General features: G+C 51.2%; 19 protein-coding genes. 4 read left to right on the top strand and 15 right to left on the bottom strand.

Translation table 11 applies throughout. The features are described from left to right. On the top strand, positions 1-213 hold a 213-nt coding region (locus ACQKE4_RS15290), incomplete at its 5' end, for a transposase (RefSeq protein ID WP_427389220.1). An 18-nt stretch (positions 214-231) separates the two neighbouring features. Beyond that, complete coding sequence (locus ACQKE4_RS15295; protein ID WP_427389262.1) at positions 232-552, top strand: GGDEF domain-containing protein; 321 nt, start codon at positions 232-234, stop codon at positions 550-552. Positions 553-589: 37 nt separating this feature from the next. Here the strand turns inward: ACQKE4_RS15295 and sthA are convergent, their stop codons facing one another. From sthA to ACQKE4_RS15340, 9 genes are all read right to left on the bottom strand, one after another. Then, positions 590-1981, bottom strand: coding sequence for a Si-specific NAD(P)(+) transhydrogenase (gene sthA / locus ACQKE4_RS15300; protein ID WP_427389221.1), 1392 nt, complete (start codon positions 1979-1981; stop codon positions 590-592). A gap of 62 nt (positions 1982-2043) precedes the next feature. After that, complete coding sequence (gene nqrM / locus ACQKE4_RS15305; RefSeq protein WP_290840488.1) at positions 2044-2298, bottom strand: (Na+)-NQR maturation NqrM; 255 nt, start codon at positions 2296-2298, stop codon at positions 2044-2046. 276 nt (positions 2299-2574) lie between these two features. Beyond that, complete coding sequence (gene nqrF / locus ACQKE4_RS15310; RefSeq protein WP_427389222.1) at positions 2575-3807, bottom strand: NADH:ubiquinone reductase (Na(+)-transporting) subunit F; 1233 nt, start codon at positions 3805-3807, stop codon at positions 2575-2577. 74 nt (positions 3808-3881) lie between these two features. Beyond that, on the bottom strand, positions 3882-4499 hold the full coding sequence (gene nqrE / locus ACQKE4_RS15315) for an NADH:ubiquinone reductase (Na(+)-transporting) subunit E (RefSeq protein WP_427389223.1): 618 nt from the start codon (positions 4497-4499) through the stop codon (positions 3882-3884). A gap of 1 nt (position 4500) precedes the next feature. Then, the gene (locus ACQKE4_RS15320) at positions 4501-5169 is read right to left on the bottom strand and encodes an NADH:ubiquinone reductase (Na(+)-transporting) subunit D (protein ID WP_087107502.1); all 669 of its coding nucleotides are present in this window, start codon (positions 5167-5169) and stop codon (positions 4501-4503) included. 2 nt (positions 5170-5171) lie between these two features. Continuing rightward, a complete protein-coding gene (locus tag ACQKE4_RS15325; protein ID WP_087107504.1) occupies positions 5172-5990 on the bottom strand; it encodes a Na(+)-translocating NADH-quinone reductase subunit C in 819 nt (272 codons plus the stop codon). Continuing rightward, positions 5990-7213: an NADH:ubiquinone reductase (Na(+)-transporting) subunit B gene (locus tag ACQKE4_RS15330; protein ID WP_427389224.1), complete on the bottom strand. Its 1224-nt coding sequence runs from the start codon at positions 7211-7213 to the stop codon at positions 5990-5992. The genes ACQKE4_RS15325 and ACQKE4_RS15330 overlap by 1 nt, the downstream gene beginning before the upstream one ends. A 2-nt stretch (positions 7214-7215) precedes the next feature. Further along, positions 7216-8565 (bottom strand): Na(+)-translocating NADH-quinone reductase subunit A, encoded by a 1350-nt coding sequence (locus ACQKE4_RS15335; protein ID WP_427389225.1) that lies wholly within the window; start codon positions 8563-8565, stop codon positions 7216-7218. Between the two features lie 308 nt (positions 8566-8873). Then, positions 8874-10328 (bottom strand): glyceraldehyde-3-phosphate dehydrogenase, encoded by a 1455-nt coding sequence (locus tag ACQKE4_RS15340; protein WP_427389226.1) that lies wholly within the window; start codon positions 10326-10328, stop codon positions 8874-8876. A gap of 332 nt (positions 10329-10660) precedes the next feature. Between ACQKE4_RS15340 and mfd the strand changes: the two genes are divergently transcribed. Together mfd and ACQKE4_RS15350 are read left to right on the top strand one after the other, a co-directional pair. After that, positions 10661-14110, top strand: coding sequence for a transcription-repair coupling factor (gene mfd, locus ACQKE4_RS15345; RefSeq protein ID WP_427389227.1), 3450 nt, complete (start codon positions 10661-10663; stop codon positions 14108-14110). 85 nt (positions 14111-14195) lie between these two features. Further along, a complete protein-coding gene (locus ACQKE4_RS15350; protein ID WP_427389228.1) occupies positions 14196-15314 on the top strand; it encodes a L,D-transpeptidase family protein in 1119 nt (372 codons plus the stop codon). Between the two features lie 148 nt (positions 15315-15462). Here ACQKE4_RS15350 and ACQKE4_RS15355 read toward each other — a convergent pair whose 3' ends face one another. The 6 genes from ACQKE4_RS15355 to ACQKE4_RS15380 form a co-directional block, all read right to left on the bottom strand. Then, positions 15463-15726 carry an Lpp/OprI family alanine-zipper lipoprotein gene (locus tag ACQKE4_RS15355; RefSeq protein ID WP_427389229.1) on the bottom strand — a complete coding sequence of 88 codons (264 nt, stop codon included), beginning with the start codon at positions 15724-15726 and terminating at the stop codon, positions 15463-15465. A gap of 212 nt (positions 15727-15938) precedes the next feature. After that, a complete protein-coding gene (locus ACQKE4_RS15360; RefSeq protein ID WP_427389230.1) occupies positions 15939-16568 on the bottom strand; it encodes a L,D-transpeptidase family protein in 630 nt (209 codons plus the stop codon). Between the two features lie 161 nt (positions 16569-16729). Further along, the gene (locus ACQKE4_RS15365; protein WP_427389231.1) at positions 16730-17194 is read right to left on the bottom strand and encodes a 2-hydroxyacyl-CoA dehydratase; all 465 of its coding nucleotides are present in this window, start codon (positions 17192-17194) and stop codon (positions 16730-16732) included. 63 nt (positions 17195-17257) lie between these two features. Further along, positions 17258-17719 (bottom strand): DUF6586 family protein, encoded by a 462-nt coding sequence (locus tag ACQKE4_RS15370; protein ID WP_427389232.1) that lies wholly within the window; start codon positions 17717-17719, stop codon positions 17258-17260. Continuing rightward, complete coding sequence (gene topA / locus ACQKE4_RS15375; protein ID WP_427389233.1) at positions 17716-20343, bottom strand: type I DNA topoisomerase; 2628 nt, start codon at positions 20341-20343, stop codon at positions 17716-17718. Before topA ends, ACQKE4_RS15370 begins: the two co-directional genes overlap by 4 nt. 290 nt (positions 20344-20633) lie before the next feature. After that, a complete protein-coding gene (locus tag ACQKE4_RS15380; protein ID WP_427389234.1) occupies positions 20634-23348 on the bottom strand; it encodes a DUF3141 domain-containing protein in 2715 nt (904 codons plus the stop codon). Positions 23349-23377 lie beyond the last annotated feature (29 nt).

Here is a 23377-nt window from a genome sequence, read left to right on the forward strand (position 1 = left end):
CAGCGCAAAATCATCGATTGGATGGCACACCGCATTCATCTGGTATATCTGTCGCCTTATTCGCCGGAGCTGAACCTGATCGAAATTCTTTGGCGTGAAATCAAATACAAGTGGTTACCGCTGACAGCCTACAGTTCGTTCGACAAGCTCTGTGAAGCGGTCAAAAACGTATGTGATAATTACGGAAAAAGTAACTCGATAACTTTTGCATAACCACTTACATTAGCGAGGATTGGCGGCGAAGAGTTCTGCCTATTAATGCCCAATACGCATACCTATGATGCACTTCAGGTAGCCGATCGGTTACGCCTTGAAATCGAAAATATGCAGCTGAATGGCATTACGTTATGTTTAAGGCCTACCATTAGTATTGGCGTAACAACTTGTTACGGGGCAAAATACAATTTCGAACAGCTTTATTCCTTTGCAGATAAAGCGCTCTATGCGGCTAAAACTAATGGGCGCAACCGCGTAGAAAGCATGCTGCCACCCATTTATATTCCAGCTACCACCACCCTAAAGAAAAATTACTTTCATCAACTTATAAGCTAATCAAGTGACTCATAGCTGCTATTAAATACAGAGAATTTTAAAATACTCGGTTAAGGCCATTTTGCGCTGCGACCCGATATGCCTCTGCCATGGTGGGGTAGTTAAAAGTAGTATTAACAAAGTATTTAAGCGTATTAGCATCGCCCTTTTGCTGCATAATCGCTTGACCGATATGCAGAATCTCAGACGCCTGATCACCAAAACAGTGAATCCCAAGTATTTCCAACGTGTCCTGATGAAACAGGATCTTAAGCATACCCACCGTATCGCCGGTAATTTGCGCTCGTGCGGTATCTTTGAAGAACGCTTTGCCAACTTCGTAAGGCACTTTGGCTTCCGTTAGTTCTCGCTCATTAGGACCAAAGGAGCTAATCTCGGGAATAGTATAGATCCCGGTGGGTACGTCACTGACGAATCTAAACTCTTTATCAAGCAGCTCATTACATGAGTTTAAGCCTTGATCATAAGCCGCACTTGCCAGACTCGGCCAGCCAATCACATCGCCGGCTGCATAGATATGTGGAATGTCCGTACGGTAGTGCTCATCCACGCTTAATTGACCGCGCCCGTTTGGCGTGAGGCCGATGTTTTCTAGACCTAGGCTATCGGTATTACCTGTGCGGCCGTTAGCCCACAAAAAAGCATCCGCGCGAATTTTTTTGCCCGACTTAAGCCGCACGACAACGCCAGACTCATCTCCTTCAACGCTGTCATACTCTTCATTGTGGCGCACCAGCACGCCATGCTTGCGCAAGTGATAAGAGAGCGCGTCGCTAATTTCGCCATCCAAGAAAGAGAGCAGGCTATCGCGGTTGTTAATCAGATCAACCTTGACGCCTAAACCCGAAAAGATTGACGCATACTCACAGCCAATCACCCCAGCGCCAAAAATCACCAGGGTACGCGGCGTATGGTTGAGGCTTAAGATAGTATCGGAGCAATAAATGCGCGGGTGCCGGAAGTTTATATCTGCTGGTCGATAAGGGCGTGATCCGGTGGCAATCACAACTTTCTTGGCTACCAGCTCTTCCATACCCTCTTGACGGTCTCTAACGAGCAGAGTGTGTTCATCTTTGAAACGCGCAACACCATGAAACAAATCAATCCGATTACGCGCATAAAACGTAGTACGCATCTCTACCTGTTTGTCGATGGTACCGCGCGAACGCTCCATGACTTTAGGAAAAGAGAACCAACGTGGCTCACCAATATCGCGGAACATGCGGTTAGTGTTGAACGCCATAATCTGTTTAACCTGATGGCGTAACGCTTTAGAAGGAATTGTGCCCCAGTGGGTACAATTACCCCCTACCTGAGCCTGCTTTTCAATAATCGCCACGCGCTTACCGTGTTTAGCAGCGTTAATCGCAGCGCTTTCTCCTGCAGGCCCCGTACCGATCACCACGACATCATAATTGTGAACCGCCATACCTTCTGCGTCTCCTATATCCGTTTATTAAGCGTGTCTCGTTAACTAACTACTACCTATTTTTATCGACGAGTTGCATCATAGCCTAGGTCGGCACCACGGCTTTCATCGCTACGCCGACGAATACTGCCACGCTTGCGGTTCTCTTCTTCGCATACTTCATCCTTGCCACCACAGATATCGCAGCCATCTTTCATACCTATTTGATTCAAACCACCACAGGAACCTGCGATAGGCCTGCGGCCCATAATGACCCCAACCGCCATGGCGGTCATGATCAGTGCCATAAAGCCAAATACCAGTAGCCACATCGCCATATTAATCTCCCAACACTGTTTATCTTTACGTTATTTGCCTCATCTGCCGACATCAGCGGATCAGATAAGTGCCACACGGATAATGATCGTTACTCGATTATACCTCAGCTGGCCTTGCGTTATCAGCGCGAGGCTAATCGATTAACTGACACTATCAGCTAAAAACTATCGATAACGAATCAACTGCACAAATTAAAATACCCAGACTGATACACAAACGGGGCCAGCCAAAAGGCCAGCCCCGCTTATCACTACTATCGATCTCATACCGATAGATTAGCCACCGAAATCATCCAACAGGATGTTTTCAGGCTCAACGCCCATATCAAGCAGCAGCTTAATAACGGAGGCGTTCATCATTGGCGGCCCACACATGTAGTACTCACAATCTTCAGGCGCCGGGTGGTCCTTCAGATAGTTTTCATACAAGACGTTATGGATAAAGCCTGTCGGCCCTTCCCAGTTGTCTTCCGGCTGCGGATCAGAAAGCGCCAAGTGCCATTTAAAGTTCGAAAACTCTTCGGCTAACTGGTCATACTCTTCGTTGTAGAAGGTCTCACGCCAGGAACGTGCGCCATACCAGAAAGAGATCTTACGGTCAGACTTCAAGCGCTTCAGCTGATCAAAAATATGACTACGCATAGGCGCCATTCCCGCACCACCACCAATAAAGATCATTTCGGCATCGGTATCACGGGCGAAGAACTCACCAAACGGCCCCATTACCGTGACCTTGTCGCCTTCTTTAAGGTTAAACACGAACGTAGACATTAGGCCGGGCGGATGGTCGGTGCCAGGAGGCGGTGTGGCGATACGAATGTTGAACTTGAGCATACCCTTTTCATCAGGGTAGTTCGCCATGGAGTAAGCGCGAATCACTTCCTCATTGTTCTTGTGGGAAATTTTGAACATGTCAAATTTTTCCCAGTCACCACGATACTCTTCCTCAATATCAAAATCAGAGAATTTGATATCGTAAGGCGGTGCCACCAGCTGCACATAACCACCCGCACGGAAGGCTACTTCTTCACCTTCAGGCAGCTTTAGGTTCAGCTCTTTGATGAACGTGGCAACGTTGGGGTTAGCAATAACCTCACACTCCCACTTTTTCACACCAAAGACTTCTTCAGGCACTTCTACCTTCATGTCCTGTTTAACAGGCACCTGACAAGATAGACGCCAGCCGTCTTTTTTCTCACGCATGGTGAAGTGTGATTCTTCGGTCGGCAGAATAGAGCCGCCGCCCTCTTCCACGCGACATTTGCACTGGCCGCAAGAGCCGCCACCGCCACACGCAGAAGAGAGGAAGATGCCGTTAGCAGCAAGCGTGTTTAGTAGCTTGCCACCGGCTTGGGTCGTTAACGTATGCTCGGGATCGCCATTGACCTCAATGGTCACGTCCCCGCTACTCACGAGCTTGCTTCGCGCTGCCAAGATGATCGCCGTTAAGCTGATAACGATGATCGTGAACATGACAACACCGAGCAAGATGACAGTTGTATCAACCATGTCGGTTTCCTATTGCTGGAGGTTTCCTGTAACCCGGCGGTGTCGTTAAGCACCGCCAGGAAAGCCGGCTCCGTTTAGAGCTGAATACCAGAGAAGGACATAAAGCCCAATGACATCAGACCTACGGTGATGAAAGTAATGCCCAACCCTTGCAGGCCACCCGGCACATCGCTGTACTTCAGCTTTTCACGGATACCTGCCAGTGCAGTAATCGCTAACGCCCAACCTGTTCCTGCGCCAAAGCCGTAAACCACTGCTTCACCGAAGTTGTAGTTACGCTCAACCATGAACAGTACGCCACCTAGGATGGCGCAGTTAACGGTAATCAGCGGCAGGAAGACACCCAATGCGTTGTGGAGCGCAGGCACGTACTTATCAAGGAACATTTCCATGATCTGTACAAGGGCAGCGATAACACCGATATAGGAGAGCAGGCCAAGGAATGAAAGATCAATGTTCTCAGCACCGCTAATACCGGTCCAGGTTAATGCACCTTCTTGGAGCAGATAGGTGAATACCAGGTTGTTAACCGGAACCGTTACGGTCAGTACAACGATAACGGCGATACCCAGGCCGAAGGCAGAAGAGACTTTCTTGGACACCGCCAAAAAAGTACACATGCCTAAGAAGAAGGCCAGCGCCATGTTTTCGACGAAGACCGAAGCGACGAAAAGGCTTAAATAGTGTTCCATTTTACACAGCCTCCTGTGGCTTGGAGTTTTCCTTCATCTTGAACTCCGTCTCTTCTACCTGCCCTGGATCGATTGAGCGCATAACCCAAATCATCAGGCCGATAATAAAGAAGGCGGACGGAGGCAACAGCAGCAGACCGTTAGGCACATACCAGCCACCATCTTGAACGGTAGGCAGGATAGTAAAACCGAACACACTACCTGCACCCAATAGTTCACGGAAGAAGCCAACCACCAGCAACACGAACCCATAGCCCAAGCCATTCCCGATACCGTCCAGGAAAGACATGCCGGGGGTGTTGGACATGGCAAAGCCTTCCGCACGACCCATTACAATGCAGTTGGTAATGATCAGACCCACAAATACCGACAGCTGCTTGGACATTTCATAAGCATAGGCTTTGAGGATCTGGTCAACCACGATTACCAATGAAGCAATAATCGTCATCTGCACAATAATACGGATCGAAGAAGGAATATGATTCCGAATCAGTGATACGAAAAAGCTTGAGAGCGATGTGACGAAAATAACAGCTAACGCCATTACCAACGACACGCTCATGCTGGTCGTTACTGCCAGCGCAGAACAGATCCCCAATATCTGAAGTGCAATGGGGTTGTTCTGAAAAATAGGCGCTATTAAAACGCTTTTTGCATTTACGTCCGCCATGATTAAGCCCCCTCACCGTCTTCGAAGTCGGTATCGGTGTTATCGGCGTCTTCCAGCTCAGTACCACTGCGGAATTTCGCAAGGTATGGACCGAAACCTTCTTCGCTCAACCAAAACTGCAGCATGTTGGTCACACCATTACTGGTGAGCGTTGCACCGGATAACGCGTCTACTTCATTTTCACCACTAGCGCTTTTGCTCAGGCGGATGGCCGGTGAGAGGTCGCCCTCTTCATCGTAAATCTCTTTACCTTCCCACTGAGCCTGCCAACGTGGGTTGTTCACTTCACCGCCCAAGCCCGGCGTTTCACTGTGGTCATAGTAGGTAATACTGATAATAGTATTACCGTCACCTTCGATCGACAAAAAGCCCATCATCCGGCCCCACAGGCCTTGTCCACGAATCGGCAAAACGATTTGGTCTGGGTCGCCTGCATCACCGACCAGATAAACCGTCGCGTAATTTTCAACCCGAGAAAGCCCCGCAATGTCACGGTCTCCAGACAACGTGCGGCCGGTTGCCGGGTCACGCGCTGCTTCAAACCCATCAAAGGTTTCAGGGTCAAACTCATCGGTATACTCACCGGTTTCAAGTTCAACCACACGTGATGTGATTTGGGTCCGGAACGCTTCCTCGACATCCGTACCCGGCTCGTATAAACGCGCCACGTTAAGGATATTGGTTTTACGGTCTAATTCCTGATTGAGCTGCTGCGCTGGGCGCAGTGCCACGGCCGCCGTCGAAACGATGACCGAGCACACGATGCACAGCGAAAACGCTACGATCAGTACTTTCTTGATGGAGTTGTTACCTTGTGCCATTAGGCAGTCTCCTCGGCCGGTGTGCCAGTACGCTTGAGACGGCGCTTGACATTGGCCTGGACGAACATGTGGTCAATCAGCGGTGCGAACAGGTTGGCAAACAGGATGGCCAGCATGATGCCTTCCGGGAAGGCCGGGTTCACCACGCGGATCAGCACCGTCATCACACCGATTAGCGCGCCAAACACCAAACGCCCCTGGTTGGTCATGGAAGCAGACACAGGGTCCGTTGCCATAAACACCATACCAAACGCGAAGCCGCCAATCACAAGGTGCCAGTACCACGGCATGGCGAACATCGGGTTAGTCTCGGAGCCAATCAGGTTGAACAGTGTGCTGGTCACTACCATACCCAGGAACACCCCAAGCATGATTCGCCACGATGCAATACCGGTCCACAGTAATACCGCACCACCGATAAAGATGGCCAGCGCCGAGACCTCACCTACCGAGCCGGGCATAAAGCCCAGGAATGCGTCCCACCAGCTAAGGGAGTTGGTCAATGCCGTCATACCGTCCTGGAAGGCCACAGAAAGCGCGGTGGCTCCCGAGTAGCCATCAGCGGCAACCCATACTTCATCACCGGAGATTTGTGCCGGATAAGCAAAATACAGGAACGCACGACCAGTAAGCGCTGGGTTGAGGAAGTTTTTGCCGGTACCGCCAAAAATCTCCTTACCGATAACCACACCAAAGGTGATACCTAAGGCAACTTGCCAAAGGGGTATAGTTGAAGGCAGAACCAATGCAAACAGCACAGACGTTACGAAGAAACCTTCGTTGACTTCATGGCCACGTTTGATGGCAAACAGTACTTCCCAGAAACCACCCACTACAAAGGTAACTAAGTAGATGGGTAAGAAGTAAGTCGCACCTAAAACGAAGTTTGCCCACAGACTGTTGGCATCATGCCCTGAGGCCAGGGTCATCATGATTGCTTCGCGCCAGCCACCCATAGAGGCATAGCCCGCATCAATGGCGACATTAGCCTGCCAGCCAGCATTCCACATACCGAACAGCATGGCCGGGAAGGTACATAGCCATACCGTGATCATGATGCGTTTCAGGTCAATACCGTCACGTACATGCGCTGTCGTTTTAGCGACGCTTGGAGGCGAATAAAAAATAGTATCTACCGCTTCAAACAACGGGTAGAACTTCTCGTACTTTCCGCCCTTATGAAAGTGCGGCTCGAGATTCTCGAGTGTTCGTTGGATACCCATTATCAGGCCTCTTTCTCGATCATGGTGAGATTATCACGCAGGATGGGGCCATACTCGTATTTGCCGGGGCAAACATACGTGCACAGTGCCAGATCCTCTTCGTCCAGCTCAAGACACCCAAGCTGCATGGCAACCTCAATGTCGCCCACGATCAGCGAACGAAGCAGCTGAGTCGGCATAATATCTAAAGGCATCACTGCTTCATACGATCCAACCGGTACCATGGCACGCTCGGAGCCATTAGTTGAGGTTGTCGGCGCATAATCACGCAGTCCTTTTATCCTGGAAAGATAAATACCAAGCACCGAGTGTCGATCTGCGCCAAGGGATAGCCAACCCATTAAGATACGCTTGTTGCCCTCTTCAATTAGGCTGATTTGGTTGCTAAAGCGCCCCAAGTAAGTAAGCTTGCCTTCAGCAGTAAAGCCGGAGAAAACAGAGCCAGAAATTACGCGAGTGTCTTCGGGTTTGATGACATCGCCTGCTAACAGTTCATCGGTACTTGCACCAACCCGAGTACGCAATAGACGGCCTTTCTCAGCACGTGGACCGCCTATAGCGACCACACGGCTCATGTCTAGCTTGCCTTCAACGAACAATTTACCGAACGCAATCACATCCTGATAACCGATGTGCCACACCTTTTTGTGCAACGCTACCGGAGATAGGTAGTGAATATGCGTACCGACAAGACCAGCCGGATGCGGACCTGCAAAGCTTTCAACTTGAACGCCGCTAACATCACCGCCAGGAATAGAAGCGTCAGCACCTGTACACAGGAAGACTTTGCCCTCGGTAAGGCGCGCTAACACCTTGAGTCCGTCTTCAAATGCCTGTGACTGTTCATTAATGATCAGCGCAGGATCAGGGCTAAGCGGATGAGTATCCACGGCGGTGACAAAGATATCGGCTGGGGTACTATCAATAGCTGGCGTACGTGAGAAAGGACGTGTACGTAGTGCGGTCCACAGTCCTGATTCTACCAGTTGGTCGACAACGACCTGACGCTCAAGCTGCGCTAACGCTTGACGATCATGAGCAGCGAATTCAACGGCTTCTTCGCTTTCATCAATTTTGATAACGACAGACAGTAAACGACGCTTTTCGCCACGGTTTATTGCCAGCACTTCACCGGCAGCGGGCGCTGTGAAACGCACACCATCAATTTTCTTATCGGTGAAGAGCAATTGGCCCAGTTTGACCTTATCCCCTTCCTGAACTTCCATAGTTGGCTTCATGCCAACATAGTCAGTACCCAGGATTGCCACATGGCGCACAGGCCGCGCATCTTCAATACGCTGCTCAGGCGCTCCCGTGATGGGGAGATCCAGGCCTTTTTTGACTTCGATCATAGTCTCGCCCAGTTGTTGGATCGGATATACGAAGGTAAGGGTTTAGAATGTTTAATTTCTGTTCAGTGAATTGTTATTTTCTGCTCAGATTATTACCAGTCAAGCCCAAGCTACACTTGGACCACCCCGAAAAATCCATCGTATTATAAAGATAAGCGCGTCCAATGACCACATCCCTGATGATCTCCCAAAGTGCTATATACATCGGCAAATGGCTTTATATAGACAAAAAAACGCCACCCGAAGGTGGCGTGCATAACATAAAACAGCTTGGAAGCCCGGTATAAGGGCTATCCTAAGCTTACCTATCAGCGCGGTAGCTTTAGGAACCGCACATTAGACATCTGTTGCAAAATACGAACTACCTGGCAGCTATAGCCAAATTCGTTGTCATACCACACATAAATGACAGCATGATGTCCGTTAGCAATCGTCGCTTTGGCATCCACGATGCCTGCATGACGATTGCCAACGAAGTCTGATGAAACCACTTCCGCGGAATCAACAAAGTCAATTTGCTTTTGGTAGGCAGACTCAATCGACATACGACGCAAGTAATCATTTAGCGCGACGGCATCGGTGGTTTTATCCAAGGTCAGATTAAGAATGGCCATTGAAACGTTGGGGATCGGCACGCGAATAGCATTCCCTGTTAGCTTACCTTCTAGCTCAGGTAACGCCTTAGCGGCAGCCTTTGCAGCACCGGTTTCGGTCAACACCATGTTCAGAGCCGCGCTACGCCCACGACGATCGCCTTTGTGATAGTTATCAATCAGGTTCTGGTCGTTGGTATAAGCATGGACGGTTTCAACATGACCATTGACCACACCATACTCATCGTTAAGCACCTTGAGCACCGGCACGATAGCATTTGTAGTACACGATGCCGCTGAAACAATCAGGTCATCATCACCGATCACATCATGATTGATGCCATATACGATATTCTTGATATCGCCTTTACCTGGCGCGGTAAGCAGCGCTTTGGCAGCACCTTTACACTTTAAGTGCTGGCCCAGACCCTCCTCATCACGCCAGATGCCGGTATTATCAACAATCACTGCGTTATTAATATCGTATGCGGTGTAATCAATTTCACTAGGCGAATCAGCATAGATAACCTGAATGACGTTGCCATTCACTGTTAACGTCCGCGCCTCGGCATCGACCATGATGGTGCCGTCAAACGGCCCATGCACTGAATCACGACGCAGCAAACTCGCGCGCTTTTCAAGATCTTTGGCAACATCGCCACGGCCACGAACCACAATGGCGCGCAAACGCAGCAGGTTTCCGCCACCGGCCTTTTCAACCATGACACGTGCCAATAGCCGACCAATGCGGCCAAACCCATAAAGCACCACATCCTGCGGCTCGCCTGTACTGGCACCCGGCTGATAGCCATCAATAATTTCGTGCAGTTCTTTGCGCAAGAAGGCTTCTACATCGCCACCGCCCTGGCGCTTGAACAATACTGCTAGTTTGCCGACATCCACGTGCGCGGGACCAAGATTCAGCGCAACCATGGTTTTAATAACCGGGTAGGTATCTTCTACGGAGAGCTCAGTACCCTCTATTTTACGTACGAAACGGTGGTCTTTAAGAATACGAATAACCGACCGTTTGATCAGCGAACGTCCGAACATGGTGGCAACGACATTGTTCTGACGATAGAGCTGCCCCACTAATGGGATCATCTGTTCAGCCAGGGCTTCGTTGCCTTGCCATTCTTGAAAAACGTTTTCGAGAGCTTGCTGACTCACGTGCGGCCTCATAAGGTAGTTAAAAATAGGGCGATGAAAAAAACGATATAAACCGAGTAATCTTAAAATATTCGTTGTGCATTATCCGGGCCAAGCGGTGTCCCCGCAATGAATGGATGGTCGCACAACATGTAGGGTTATTACAGAAATGCCAATCTCACTACAAACCCTGTTTTTAAACCCGGCTTCTAAACCCTTTTTCCAAACTCTGCTTCTAGTCCCTATCGCTAAACTCACCGATTAAACCGCTAACGATTAGCGGTGACCCTCTAACTGCAACGGACGATCGTGTATGATCTTGTTTCCGTTCAGCGCAAAACGATATCTTGATTATGCCGACGTTCTCTCTGCTCGAACCCTCCCAGCCCCAAGGGACTCGCGATACGCTTTACTGGACATCGCCACCGGGCAGCGCGACTGCTCTGGCGCTTTCACGGGTGGCGACTAGCGCGCCACTATTAGTGATAACGCCTAATACGGCTAGCGCGCAGCGCTTAGAGCAAGACCTTAACTTTTATAGCGATGTTCCGGTGCTCCCCTTCCCTGACTGGGAAACGCTGCCCTACGACAGTTTTTCGCCTCATCAGGATATTGTTTCCGCCCGGCTACGCACGCTGCGCCAACTGCAAGATGGCGTACGCGGCATTGTTCTGGTGCCGATCAATACGCTTATGCAGCGTCTGCCGCCGGTGGAGTACATTGCTGGCCGGGTAATGACGCTTAAAACAGGTGAACGCCTGAATCGTGAAGCGTTCCGCGAATCGCTATCACGCGCAGGCTATCGCGCCGTAGAAACCGTCTACGAGCCTGGAGAGTACGCCATGCGGGGCGCGCTGATCGATCTGTTTGCAATGGGCATGGATGAGCCCATTCGTATCGATTTATTTGACGATGAAATTGATACCTTGCGGCACTTCGATCCCAGCAATCAGCGCTCCACCGATAAAATTGAGACGCTTGAGCTATTACCAGCGCACGAATACTCGCTCAGCCGCAGCGCTATAGCCTGCTTTCGCGAGCAGTTTGAAACCTTATTCGACGTTGACCCGCGCCAGTGCCCACTCTACAACGATGCCTTGAAAGGCATTCCCTCCCCGGGGCTGGAGCACTATCTGCCGCTATTTTTTGAACAAACCGCGTCGCTTTTCGACCACCTGACCGACGATACCCGGGTCGCGCTGCTGCCAGATGTTTTTCACGCCGCTGAACTACACTGGAAATCAATTGACGCTCGCTATGTCAATTTGGGCGTTGATCCTACACGCCCTTTACTTCCTCCCCACCGGGCATTCTTCCCGGTCAACGATGTGTTCTCAGCAATTAAAGCGTTGCCACGCATTGAACTCACTGAAGATAGCGAACAGCGCCATGCACATCTGCCTGAAGCCTCCCCACTTCCTCCGCTGGCGATTAACGCCCGGGCCAAGCAGCCGCTAGCTGAAATCGCTGGTTTCTTGAAGGCGCACCCGCAAACACGTGTTCTGTTTGTGGCAGAGTCACGGGGACGAAGGGAAGCGCTAGAAGAGGTGCTCGCACCGCTAAAACTATCGCTGCCCCATACAGATAGCTTTCATGCGTTTTTAGCCAGCAACGACCAGTTTTCAATTACTGAAGGCTTGGTAGATAGCGGGCTCTGGCTTAACACGCCGAGTCTCGCGGTGATCAGTGAAACCGAGCTGTTTGGCGAGGTGGTACGCCAAAGCCGCCGGCGCGAAAAAGTCACGGATGACAATGAACTAGCCGTCCGCCACCTTTCAGAGCTACGTGAAGGGGCTCCGGTCGTGCATCAGGCCCACGGCGTAGGGCGCTATTTAGGGCTGGAAACCTTGGAGGCTGGCGGCCAGGCCAACGAGTTTCTAGCGCTCTCTTATGCCGATGGCGCAAAACTCTACGTACCCGTAGATAACCTCCACTTTATTTCACGCTATAGCGGCGCCGATGATGAGCAGGCACCCTTACACAAGCTTGGCTCCGACCAGTGGGAAAAAGCGCGGCGCAAAGCCGCCGAGAAGATCCGCGATACTGCCGCCGAACTGCTTGACGTCTACGCACGCAGGGAAGCACAGCAGGGGGTGGTCTACGAAGCGCCCGGCGAAGAGTACTTACGCTTTGCGGGCAATTTCCCGTTTGAAGAAACGCCCGATCAGCATGCGGCGATTGAAGCGGTAATCAGTGATATGACATCGCCGCAGCCAATGGATCGCGTGGTATGCGGCGATGTCGGCTTCGGCAAAACCGAAGTTGCCATGCGTGCGGCGTTTCTAGCCGTTCAGTCTGGCCGCCAGGTGGTAGTACTGGTGCCAACCACCCTACTGGCGCGCCAACACTTCGAAAACTTCCGTGACCGCTTTGCCGACACCGCCGTTAACATTGGCTTGATCTCTCGCTTCACCGGCGGCAAAGAGATGACCCAAACGCTGGAAAGTATTAAAAACGGTCAAACGGATATCGTCATCGGCACCCACAAACTGCTCTCGAAAAGCGTTGAGCTACCCAAAATGGGCCTGCTGATTATCGATGAGGAGCACCGCTTTGGCGTAGCGCAAAAAGAGAAGCTTAAAACACTGCGCGCGGAAGTTGATATTTTAACCCTCACCGCTACCCCTATTCCACGCACTTTGAATATGGCCATGAGCGGCATTCGCGACCTTTCCATTATCGCAACACCGCCTGCCCGTCGTCTGTCGGTCAAAACCTTCGTGCAGCAACATGAAGCCAGCGTCATTAAAGAAGCCCTGCTGCGTGAAATACTACGCGGCGGCCAGGTATACGTACTGCACAATGAAGTTAAGACAATCGAGAATGCGGCAGAAAAAATCCGCGAATTAATCCCAGAAGCGCGCATAGGGGTTGCCCACGGCCAACTGCCTGAGCGCAGTCTGGAACGCATCATGTCGGACTTCTACCACCGGCGCTTTAACGTGCTGGTATGCTCGACGATCATTGAAACAGGCATTGATGTGCCTAGCGCAAATACCATCATTATTGAGCGCGCTGATAAATTTGGCTTGGCACAACTGCATCAGTTACGTGGCCGGGTTGGCCGCAGTCATCACCAGGCCTACGCCTATCTGCTTACCCCTCCTCCCAAAGCGATGACCCGGGATGCGATTAAGCGTCTTGAAGCCATTAGTGCCTCGGATGACTTAGGCGCTGGATTTACCCTGGCAAGTCACGATATGGAAATTCGTGGCGCTGGCGAACTTCTAGGTGATGAGCAAAGTGGCCAGATGGAAACCATTGGCTACACGCTTTATATGGAGATGTTAGATCGAGCGGTGAAAGCCATTCGCGCAGGTAAAACACCCAATATTGATGCGCCCTTCAATACCGGCGTAGAAATTAGCCTCAACCTGCCCGCGCTAATCCCAAGTGATTATATTCACGATGTACAGCAGCGGCTGGTGATGTATAAGCGCATCGCCAACACTCAAAGTGATGGCGAACTGAAAGAGCTGCAAGTAGAGCTGATTGATCGCTTTGGATTACTGCCTGCGCCACTGAAGAACCTTATTCGTCAGACTAAGCTTCGCCATCGTGCCGAACAGCTAGGGATTAGCCGTATGGAGGCAGGCGAAAGCCGTGGCAGGCTGCTATTTGCTAGCAGCACCCAGGTCGATCCTATGACCCTTGTAAAACTCATTCAAACCTCGCCAAAACAGTATCGTTTAGATGGCGCCGACACACTAAGATTTGAATTATCAATGGAAAGTGTTGATCAGCGCTTCCAGCAACTTGAAAACTTACTCAGCACGCTTAATCAAAAAGTAGCGGCGGCGTGACGCTTGGGGCAAACTTGCACTATGCCATCGCCGTACTGGCTACCACCACGCGCATTAACCGTGTACTAACACACCAGGAACGACCATGAACATTCGCCAAACTTTCAACCTTTGGGGCCCAACAAGCCTCGCGGTTCTGCTAGCGGCTAGCCTTGCAGGGCCTGCCTACGCGCAACCCGCTAGCGAACAACAGCCAGAAAATGAAGCTCAAGCGCTTAGCGCTGATGCCGTTGACAGTGCAGAACAGGTTGCTGCCCGTGATGAGCTACCCCGCGGCCATTACCGCATACCAGAACGCGGTGATGTGATTGGCGAGCGCTATACTGTGGTAGTGGAGAACCCCGACGAGACACTGATTGATATCGCTCGGCGGCACAATATTGGCTATGAAGAGATCCGCATGGCCAATCCTGATGTCAGCCTCTGGGTTCCTGGCCTAGGCACTGAAGTGGTTATTCCTTCCGAATACCTACTGCCACCAGCACCCCGTGAAGGTGTTGTCGTCAATTTGTCTGAACTGCGCCTTTACTACTACCCGGCTAACAATCCTGGCATTGTTGAAACCTACCCTGTAAGTGTGGGTCGTGAAGAGTTTGCAACACCTGTCGGCATTACACGCACCACGGTTAAGGTCAAAGACCCTGCCTGGGCTCCACCTGCTTCGATGCGCCGTGAAGCTGCCGCTCGTGGTGAACCTGCGCCTGCCATTGTGCCGCCTGGCCCCGACAACCCCCTCGGTGAGCATGCGATTCTGCTGGCTATGCCTAGCTACTTGATTCATGGCACCAACCGCCCTGACGGCGTTGGTATGCGCGCCAGCCGTGGCTGTATTCGCATGTACCCCGAAGATATTGCTTCACTTTATGACCGCCTGCCTAGCGGCACCCAAGTTAATTTGATGGATGCACCTTTCAAAGCAGGCTGGGCTGAAGATGGCACGCTATTCGTTCAGTCCTTCCCGCAGTTGGAAGAGAACGTCGGCGACTTCGAGCCAATGCTCAACGCACTTCAGCGGGTAACGGCACTGACTGAAGATCAAGTTGAGATTGACCCAGAACAGGTCAAACGCGCTGTAGAAACGCCAAACGGCCAGTTCATTGCCCTACATGGCCCGCAAGCACCGCAGCCTGAGCCTGAGCCTGTAGAGCTATTTAACGAGGTTGAGCTTAACGCGGCAGTATCCAGCGCTGAAGATGAAGCCTGATCCGCTATTTGAAAAAAACTGAAGTAACCAAAAACCCCGCCGAGGCGGGGTTTTTTGCGTAGCTACCACATATATAACCACTACATGCATAACTACTTACAGCAACCGCTGAGAGAGTCTGATGACTCCCCAGCAGCTCCAGGCAGAATTACTTCTGCATGGAACGCTGGAACATGCGGTTCATTTCTTCACGGTTCTGCTCAGACATCTGCAGAGCAGCCTGCGCATCGCGCTGGGCTTGGTTAGCAGTGTTCATAGCTTGTGAAGCCATGCTGCGTGCTTCTGCAGCGTCAGCTTGTGCAGATTCTGCAGTCAAGCGAACTTCTTCTAGAGCGCCGGTAGAAGCACAACCAGCTAGAATTGCCAAAGAAGCGGCAGCAGCAGTCATTTTCAGAGTATTTTTCAGAGTCATAGTGTTCTCCTTGAGTCGTCCTTGGGTACTACATTAAGGGTATGACAAAGGTAAGGCTAAATGCTTAGCTTAAATTTGTCTACCTGCGGTGCAGGTTCTTTACTGCGACTTGTGCTGTGAGGCACGTAAGTCAAACGCTGTTTTATAATAGACCACAGCGGTTGTCTATAGCCACTAGTTTAAAACCTAAAATTTCCTTCAACGGCGCTAGCTTAACGGATCACTACACGGATGCCAACACTCACTAGCTCTGCCAAGCGATCAATTTGTGCGTTGGTAACAGCCACACAGCCCTGAGTCCAATGATGTCGTCCATGAATATCAGGATCTGCACTGCCAAGCCCATGAATGCCGATCGCCCCGCCAAGCGCCGTATTCTGCGGAGGATAGCCATTACGGCGATAATAATCGAAGTAATTTTCATAGTCAGTTTGAGAATAGATACCTTTTTCCAACGCCATACGTGCGTGCGGTGGCGTTGGGTAGTCAACACCCATAAAAATACGCCATTGGCTTTCGTAATTAAAACGATTGATACGAAATTCACCTAATGGTGTCACATTTCCACCGCGGGTACGTTGCGTTTTAGCCCCTGAGCGCCCTAAAGAAATAGGCGCAAACCGCTCGACTAATTCATTGCCACGGAACACACTTAATGCCGCCTCTTGATCGTCAACCAATACCCATAATTCGTTGCTATGCCGTGGAACATGTGCCCGGGTTAGCAGCGTCTCAATTAAATCAGGGGAACTGGTATAAGTCGGCGTATTGACAGCAGCACTGGCAACAGCTGGCAAACTGAGCGTCATGGCTAAAAAACGGCGGCGATTGACAGGAATCATGGTAGCTCTCGAAACAAATGAACCGATGGTTGAGCGGCTAGGCGTCTCAGGTGGCATTTATACCTTATTCCCACACGCGCTGTTAGTAATTTTGTCACATACGTAATATCGCTTTCCCCTGTGCAGGCAAAGTCTACTGCTATCACTGGCAAAATGTTTCTTTAAATGCCCAGCAACTCTTCCATGCTCGCCACAATATGACGGATCTCTGCATGGTGCCCTACTGCTAGCGAATCAAAGAATTCTGCTTCGGGCTCAATTCTGGCACGTAAAGCACGATGCTCATACATTGACTGCAACCGCTGGTGCGCTGTCGTTGCAGTTTTCATGGCATCTTCAATAGAACCGGTTACCGTCTGTTCCGCAAGGAGATCCAGTTCAGGGGGTTCCGGAAACTCTCCAGACTCATCGAACCACGTTTCCAATACTTTCGAATGGTCAGAACCATCATGAAAAAGATCTTCAAGGCCCGTTTTCATTTTAAGTTCGCGGCTGGCTAAGTAGGTTAGCGCCATTTGTAAACGTTCATCGTCTGCATTATCGGCTGCATCACTATATTGACGCGCCATACGCGCATGGAAACCTGCTGCCCACTCCACTAAATCTTTGATTTGATTATAGCGCATTGTGACCTCCTTTTCGTATCTAGCCTTGTAGTGACTTGACTGAGGATTAGTGAGCCAAGCCTTTCACCACTCCATGCTGGTTTCACGCAGAGCGCTTATTTCACGCTTTGCTGCTAACAAGTTTTCTAATAATTGCTGACGCAGCGCTACATAGCTACCCACGGCAATCATAGCTGAATTTCGAACAGAGCGGCACGCAGCTCCATCACTACTGTGCAAGCGCTCTAGCTGTATCGTCAACCAATTCAACCAGCTTTCTGGCTGCTCTTTCAAGTCGCGCAGACGCTGCAGCTCTGCCAGCGCTGGCCCATCTTGAGCGAGCAGTACGTGCCAGCGCTGTTCATCTAAACGCGCATGCTCTGTCACTTCACGCAGCAGTGACGACAACGCCAGCTCGAAGAGCGCCAAGGCGCTCTCTTCCAACGCCATTTGACGAGCAGCAGCATGCTCATCATCGCCAGGGGGTATAGTGACAAGCAGCTCAGCTTGATAAAGCAGCTGATTGGTGCGCGAACGAGAACTCACTTACGCTTATCCTCCACGTGCCATTTGCCGCCATCAAACATTGCTTTCCAGCCCGTTGCTTTGCCCTCTTCATCGGTCATCACAAACTGCTCTTTACTCTTGCGTGAATAACGGATCTGAGCAGGACGACCATCCGGATCTTCACTGGGCGCCTTGAGAATAAAGTGGTACTTCTCCGGCAGCTCGTCGGCGTGCGCTTTCAGCTCTTTCACCAGTGGTGGTCGTGTTTCGCGGTTTTTAGGAAATTTGCTCGCCGCCAAGAACAGACCACTCGCACCATCACGCAGCACGTAATGATCCTCCACCTTCTGACACGCCAACTCTGGCATGGGAATTGGGTCCATCTTCGGCGGCGCCACTTCACCGCTTCTCAACAGTTTGCGGGTATTTTTACACTCACTGTTGGTACAGCCAAAGTATTTACCAAAGCGGCCTGACTTTAACTGCATCTCGGAGCCGCACTTATCGCACTCGATCACCGGGCCATCGTAGCCCTTGATTTTGAACTTGCCGCTTTCGATTTCATAGCCATTACAATCAGGGCTATTACCGCAGATGTGCAGCTTACGCGTTTCATCAATCAGGTAATTATCCATCGCCGTGCCACACTTGGTGCAGCGACGCTTAGCGCGCAATGCGTTAGTTTCTGCCTCTTCGCCCGCATCTTCAGCAACAGCCTCTTCTCCGGGGATAAGGTCAATAGTGGTTTTACAACGCTCTTTGGGCGGTAAATTGTAGCCACTACAACCCAGGAAAACGCCCGTTGAAGCAGTGCGAATCTGCATATGACGGCCACAACTCGGGCAGTCGATATCCGTCGGCACCGGCTGATTGGGGCGCATCCCATCTTCGCTTTCAGCCTTAGTCAACTCTTCACGAAATTCGCCATAGAAAGCATCTAGCAGCGCCTGCCAGTTACGCTCACCCTCAGCCACCTCATCCAGGCTATCTTCCATACGCGCGGTGAACGAGAAGTCCATCAGGTCAGGGAACGACTCTTTCAGCCGCTCGGTGACGATATCGCCCAGCTTTTCAGCGTAAAAGCGGCGGTTTTCCAGCTTCACATAGCCACGGTCTTGAATCGTCGAAATGATTGAAGCGTAGGTAGAAGGACGACCAATTCCCTGCTTCTCAAGCTCTTTGACCAAGCTCGCTTCTGTGTAGCGGGGGGCTGGCTTGGTGAAGTGCTGCTGAGGATCAAGCGCATCTAGCGCCATGGGCATGCCTTTAGGTAAATCAGGCAGGCTCTGATCTTCATTTTTACCGCTGGGCTTCATCACCCGCGTATAGCCGTCAAATTTCAGCACACGGCCTTTAGCACGCAGTTCATAGCCATCTACCTCGACACTTAACGTGCTTGATAGATACTGTGCGGGGGTCATTTGGCAGGCCAAAAACTGGCGCCAGATCAGCTCATAGAGTCGCTCAGCGTCACGCTCCATACCGGCTAAATCGGTGGCTTTCCGTTCAACACTGGAGGGGCGAATAGCTTCGTGAGCCTCTTGGGCGCTCTCTTTACTGCTGTAGCGATTAGGCGCTTCTGGCAAATAGCGCTCACCGAACTCTTCACTAATGTAGCTGCGTGCACTTTCCACCGCGTCTTTCGACAAATTGGTCGAGTCGGTACGCATATAGGTGATGTAACCCGCCTCATAGAGACGCTGAGCCATGGTCATGGTTTTCTTAACAGAAAATCCTAACCGGCCACTCGCCGCCTGCTGCAGGGTAGAGGTAATAAAGGGTGCAGTAGGCTTGGAGCTAGTGGGCTTATCCTCACGAGAGGTAATTGCCAACTTGGCTTTTCTAAGCTTTTCAATACGCGCCAGCGTGTCTTTTTCCGACGTAGGTCGGAAAGCCTTTCCGTCTTGACGTACCAATGCAAAGCGCACCAGCTCGCCCTCTGGTGAGGCCAGGTCGGCGTGTACATCCCAGAACTCTTCAGGGATAAACGCCCGAATTTCACGTTCACGCTCAACGATTAAGCGAACCGCCACCGACTGCACACGACCGGCTGACAGGCCTCGCGCCACTTTTGCCCATAGTAAGGGCGAAAGCATAAAGCCCACTACACGGTCGAGGAAGCGTCGCGCCTGCTGCGCCTCGACCCGGGGAATATTGAGCGTACCAGGGGCTTTAAACGCATCTTGAATGGCATTTTTAGTGATTTCATTAAAAACAACACGCTTGTAACGGCTGTCATCACCACCGATAGTCTCGCGAAGGTGCCAAGCAATGGCCTCCCCCTCGCGATCCAAATCCGTTGCGAGATAAACAGCGTCAGCTTTCTCGGCTAGCTTCTTCAGCTCGGCAACGACTTTCTCTTTTCCGGGTAGCACCTCGTAGCGAGCTTCCCAGCCATTATTGGGGTCAATGCCCATGCGACGAATTAACTGATCTTGGCTTTTACGCTTTTTATAAACTTCTTTCTCTTCCGCCGACATCTTACGTGTCGCTGCGGCTTGGCGTGCGCGCTCCTGAGGGTCGGAGGCTGCCTTACCTGAGCCGCTGGTCGGCAGGTCACGAATGTGACCTACGCTCGACTTTACGATGAAATCGTTGCCGAGATATTTGTTAATCGTCTTCGCTTTAGCTGGCGACTCGACGATGACCAGTGACTTGCCCATAGTGCTCCATTTCCTAATGCACGGGCTGTCTCGCACGTGCTCTGAATTCGGTGCCGTATCATCGGGATACAACCGCCCGTGAAATGATACGGATGAAAAAATGCGCCTACCCTACCCCAGCCCTTGGCTAAGCGCCAGTAGCAACCGAGTAGCAGCGAGAATCCTTAAATTTCAGACAAAGAGTAGCTAGACACTAGACTGACACTGGCTTTACGGCAACCCAAAAAGCGCTGAAACAAACAAAACGCCCCCACCAGATAGGCGGGGGCGCGTTGAGCTAAGGCACTGTTTTAGGGTTTTTTCGGTGTCTTATCAGGCCCGCTAGCGTTATCAGACTTTGGCGTTTGCTTGTTTTCTGTTTCATTAGGAGTCGAGGGTTTAGACGCCTTATCATTAGTTGCTGCGGTTGGCTTCACCGATGATAATTTAGCCGCCGCTGGCTTGGCAGACTCAGCTTTGGCCACTGCTGTTGGCTTCGCTGCCTCAGGCTTGGTAGCCGTTGGCTTAGAAGGCTCAGGCTTAACGGCTGCTGCTGGTTTCGAAGCCGCAGGCTTGGTTGTCGCTGGCTTAGGTTCAGATTTGGCCTTTGCCGTTTTAGGCTTGTCTGCAGCTGGTTTAACGGCGTTAGGCATAGGCTTAGCGGTAACCTCTGCTTTGGCATCCGCGACTGGCGCCTTGACAGCAGGTTTAGCCTCTTTTTTAACCGATTTTGGCTTAGCTTGAGCTTTGGGCTTGGCTGGCGTTACCGCTTTACGTGGGCGCGCTTTATCAAATAACGCTTTGATCTGAGCAAAACGCTCAGCGGCATGTTCAGAAAGCTCGCCACTGGCGCCAAACACATGCTCAAGGTGTTTTATATGGCCGTCGATATCGCTGTTACTTTGGCCAGCAAGCAAGTCAGGTAGTGAGTCCAACGCCTTTTCGCGATCCAATTTTAAAATAAAAAACTGCTCACGCACCAGGTGCTTAAACTCACTAAGCTTAATGCCTGGCTCAAGCTCTGACCGCGAGGCGCGCAAGCGCTTAAAGTTACGCTCATCTGTGGCCGGAGCACCACCCAACACATAAATCACTGAACGCATCACCGCTTCATGGGCGCCACCGTTAGCGATCTTCTCACGCAATGCCTCCTGACGCTGCTTAACAAAGCGACGGTGTTCAGGCTCAGCGCCCGGACGAATACGGTGAACATGGGCATCCCCGTAGAGGCCAACGGCAGCCTGCAGAAGCGGCTGGCCATAGATATCCATAAACATTTTTTCAGTATTGCTATCACGCAAATCACGCATCGCGTTCAGGCTAGCAACCAACTGGTCTGAACCCATGGTTTCAAGCGTTTTGAATAAATTATCTTGCGACACTGGATGGCGATTTTTGCGTATCGCATCCGCCATCACAGGTAGCGGCACTGACAGCGGATTGCGATCCGACAACAGCTTATAGCCCATACGGATCGGGTGCATGCGACGCATGAACCGCGCGGACTCTGGCGTAATCACAGCTTTTATCCAGGGCTGAACGAACAGCCGGTACATGCCAAGATTTATTTCAGAAATACGCGCCACTGTTGCGAAGCGACGGTCGTCTTCAAGCTTGTGCATGACAGCATTATCGAGCTCTGTAAAATCACGGGCCTGGAATTCAAGTAGGTAATCCCGCTCAAATAACGCTGCATCCTCACCCTCTTTCGCAGACGTTATCGTCGTCTCATATAAGCCTGGGGGCAGCACGTCGATATAATCCATATTCGCCGTGAACTCGGTATGCTCTTTACGCGATACACTGCCGGATACAAAAATGCCCAAGTGACCAGTCGTGTCGTGCTGGCAATAGACGATGGTCTGCTCGTTGGCAATAATATCATCGACATCTTCATACAAATCACGAATCCAGCCCAGGGCTTGGGGCGGTGGGGTAATGTCATCCCCACGCGAGCAGAAGACCACGACTGGCGAACGCACATTGCGCAAGTCTATGCGACGCCCATCATGTGTTACCAACTGCGCAGTAGACAGACGATTACCAATAAACAAATTATCGACGATATATTGAATCTCTTCCCCACCTAGAACGACATGACCGCCCCACCAGCGCTCAAACTCGAGGTATCGACCTGCTTCTGTATCGATATTGTCATAAAGGTGGTACTGCTTTTTCCAGTAGGTATTCGCAGGATTAAGACGCTCAAAGTTTTGTACCAGCAAAGCGCCATCAAAAAGGCCGTTACCGAGATCACTGGCGAGCGCAGTCATCCAGCTTCCTCCCGACATACCACCGGTATAGCGCATCGGCGCTTTACCATGCTCACCCGCCCAGTAGGAGAGCGGCGCCCCCGCTATCAAGATAGGGCCAAACACGTCAGGCTCAAGTGCCGCCGCCATCATTAGCTGCCAACCCGCCTGACAATTGCCCACCACCATCGGTTTTTCAGTGGTTTCCGGATGCAACTCAATCACGTGGCGTAAAAAGGCAATTTCGGACTCGACCACATCCTCAACGGTCTGTCCCGGCTCTGGGAATGGCAAAAAACCAATAAAGTAGCAGGGGTGACCTGCTTTAAGCGCCACACCCAGCTCACTGTCGGGTTTAAAACCACCAATCCCTGGCCCATGCCCTGCGCGCGGATCTACGACAACAAAGGGGCGTTTCTTTAGATCAATCTCAGTACCTTCATGGGGCAATACACGCAACAGCTCATAGTTGGTTGGCCGTGGCAATGTCCGCCCGTCCATCAATACTTCGGTATTGAAGCCAAGCACACTGGGCTTGGTTTGCTCCATATGCTCAAGGTACTGATTGCCACGCTCGCGCATTACATCAAGATATAAAACGCTGCGTTCTACGCTGTCGCGCCAGTAATCAAACGCCGCCCGCCCGATCCCGAAAGGGTCAAATAGAGAAACAAGCGCCTCGCTACCGGGCATACTAGTGGAACCATTTTTTTGCTTCAGCCACTCACTTGTATAAGCGGCATCAGGAAGCAAAGGATTGGCGAGAAAGTTCATAGGTTCTCCCATTGGGTTGATGCATCGGC

It is taken from the genome of Halomonas sp. NPDC076908, assembly GCF_050269715.1.
Classification (GTDB): domain Bacteria; phylum Pseudomonadota; class Gammaproteobacteria; order Pseudomonadales; family Halomonadaceae; genus Vreelandella.

Bases quoted from the DNA above. Each gene is read 5' to 3' on its own strand.
- sthA (WP_427389221.1), bottom strand. From the start codon at position 1,981: ATGGCGGTTCACAATTATGATGTCGTGGTGATCGGTACGGGGCCTGCA.
- nqrM (WP_290840488.1), bottom strand. From the start codon at position 2,298: ATGGCGATGTGGCTACTGGTATTTGGCTTTATGGCACTGATCATGACC.
- nqrF (WP_427389222.1), bottom strand. From the start codon at position 3,807: ATGGTTGATACAACTGTCATCTTGCTCGGTGTTGTCATGTTCACGATC.
- nqrE (WP_427389223.1), bottom strand. From the start codon at position 4,499: ATGGAACACTATTTAAGCCTTTTCGTCGCTTCGGTCTTCGTCGAAAAC.
- ACQKE4_RS15320 (WP_087107502.1), bottom strand. From the start codon at position 5,169: ATGGCGGACGTAAATGCAAAAAGCGTTTTAATAGCGCCTATTTTTCAG.
- ACQKE4_RS15325 (WP_087107504.1), bottom strand. From the start codon at position 5,990: ATGGCACAAGGTAACAACTCCATCAAGAAAGTACTGATCGTAGCGTTT.
- ACQKE4_RS15330 (WP_427389224.1), bottom strand. From the start codon at position 7,213: ATGGGTATCCAACGAACACTCGAGAATCTCGAGCCGCACTTTCATAAG.
- ACQKE4_RS15335 (WP_427389225.1), bottom strand. From the start codon at position 8,565: ATGATCGAAGTCAAAAAAGGCCTGGATCTCCCCATCACGGGAGCGCCT.
- mfd (WP_427389227.1), top strand. From the start codon at position 10,661: ATGCCGACGTTCTCTCTGCTCGAACCCTCCCAGCCCCAAGGGACTCGC.
- ACQKE4_RS15350 (WP_427389228.1), top strand. From the start codon at position 14,196: ATGAACATTCGCCAAACTTTCAACCTTTGGGGCCCAACAAGCCTCGCG.
- ACQKE4_RS15355 (WP_427389229.1), bottom strand. From the start codon at position 15,726: ATGACTCTGAAAAATACTCTGAAAATGACTGCTGCTGCCGCTTCTTTG.
- ACQKE4_RS15360 (WP_427389230.1), bottom strand. From the start codon at position 16,568: ATGATTCCTGTCAATCGCCGCCGTTTTTTAGCCATGACGCTCAGTTTG.
- ACQKE4_RS15365 (WP_427389231.1), bottom strand. From the start codon at position 17,194: ATGCGCTATAATCAAATCAAAGATTTAGTGGAGTGGGCAGCAGGTTTC.
- topA (WP_427389233.1), bottom strand. From the start codon at position 20,343: ATGGGCAAGTCACTGGTCATCGTCGAGTCGCCAGCTAAAGCGAAGACG.
- ACQKE4_RS15380 (WP_427389234.1), bottom strand. From the start codon at position 23,348: ATGAACTTTCTCGCCAATCCTTTGCTTCCTGATGCCGCTTATACAAGT.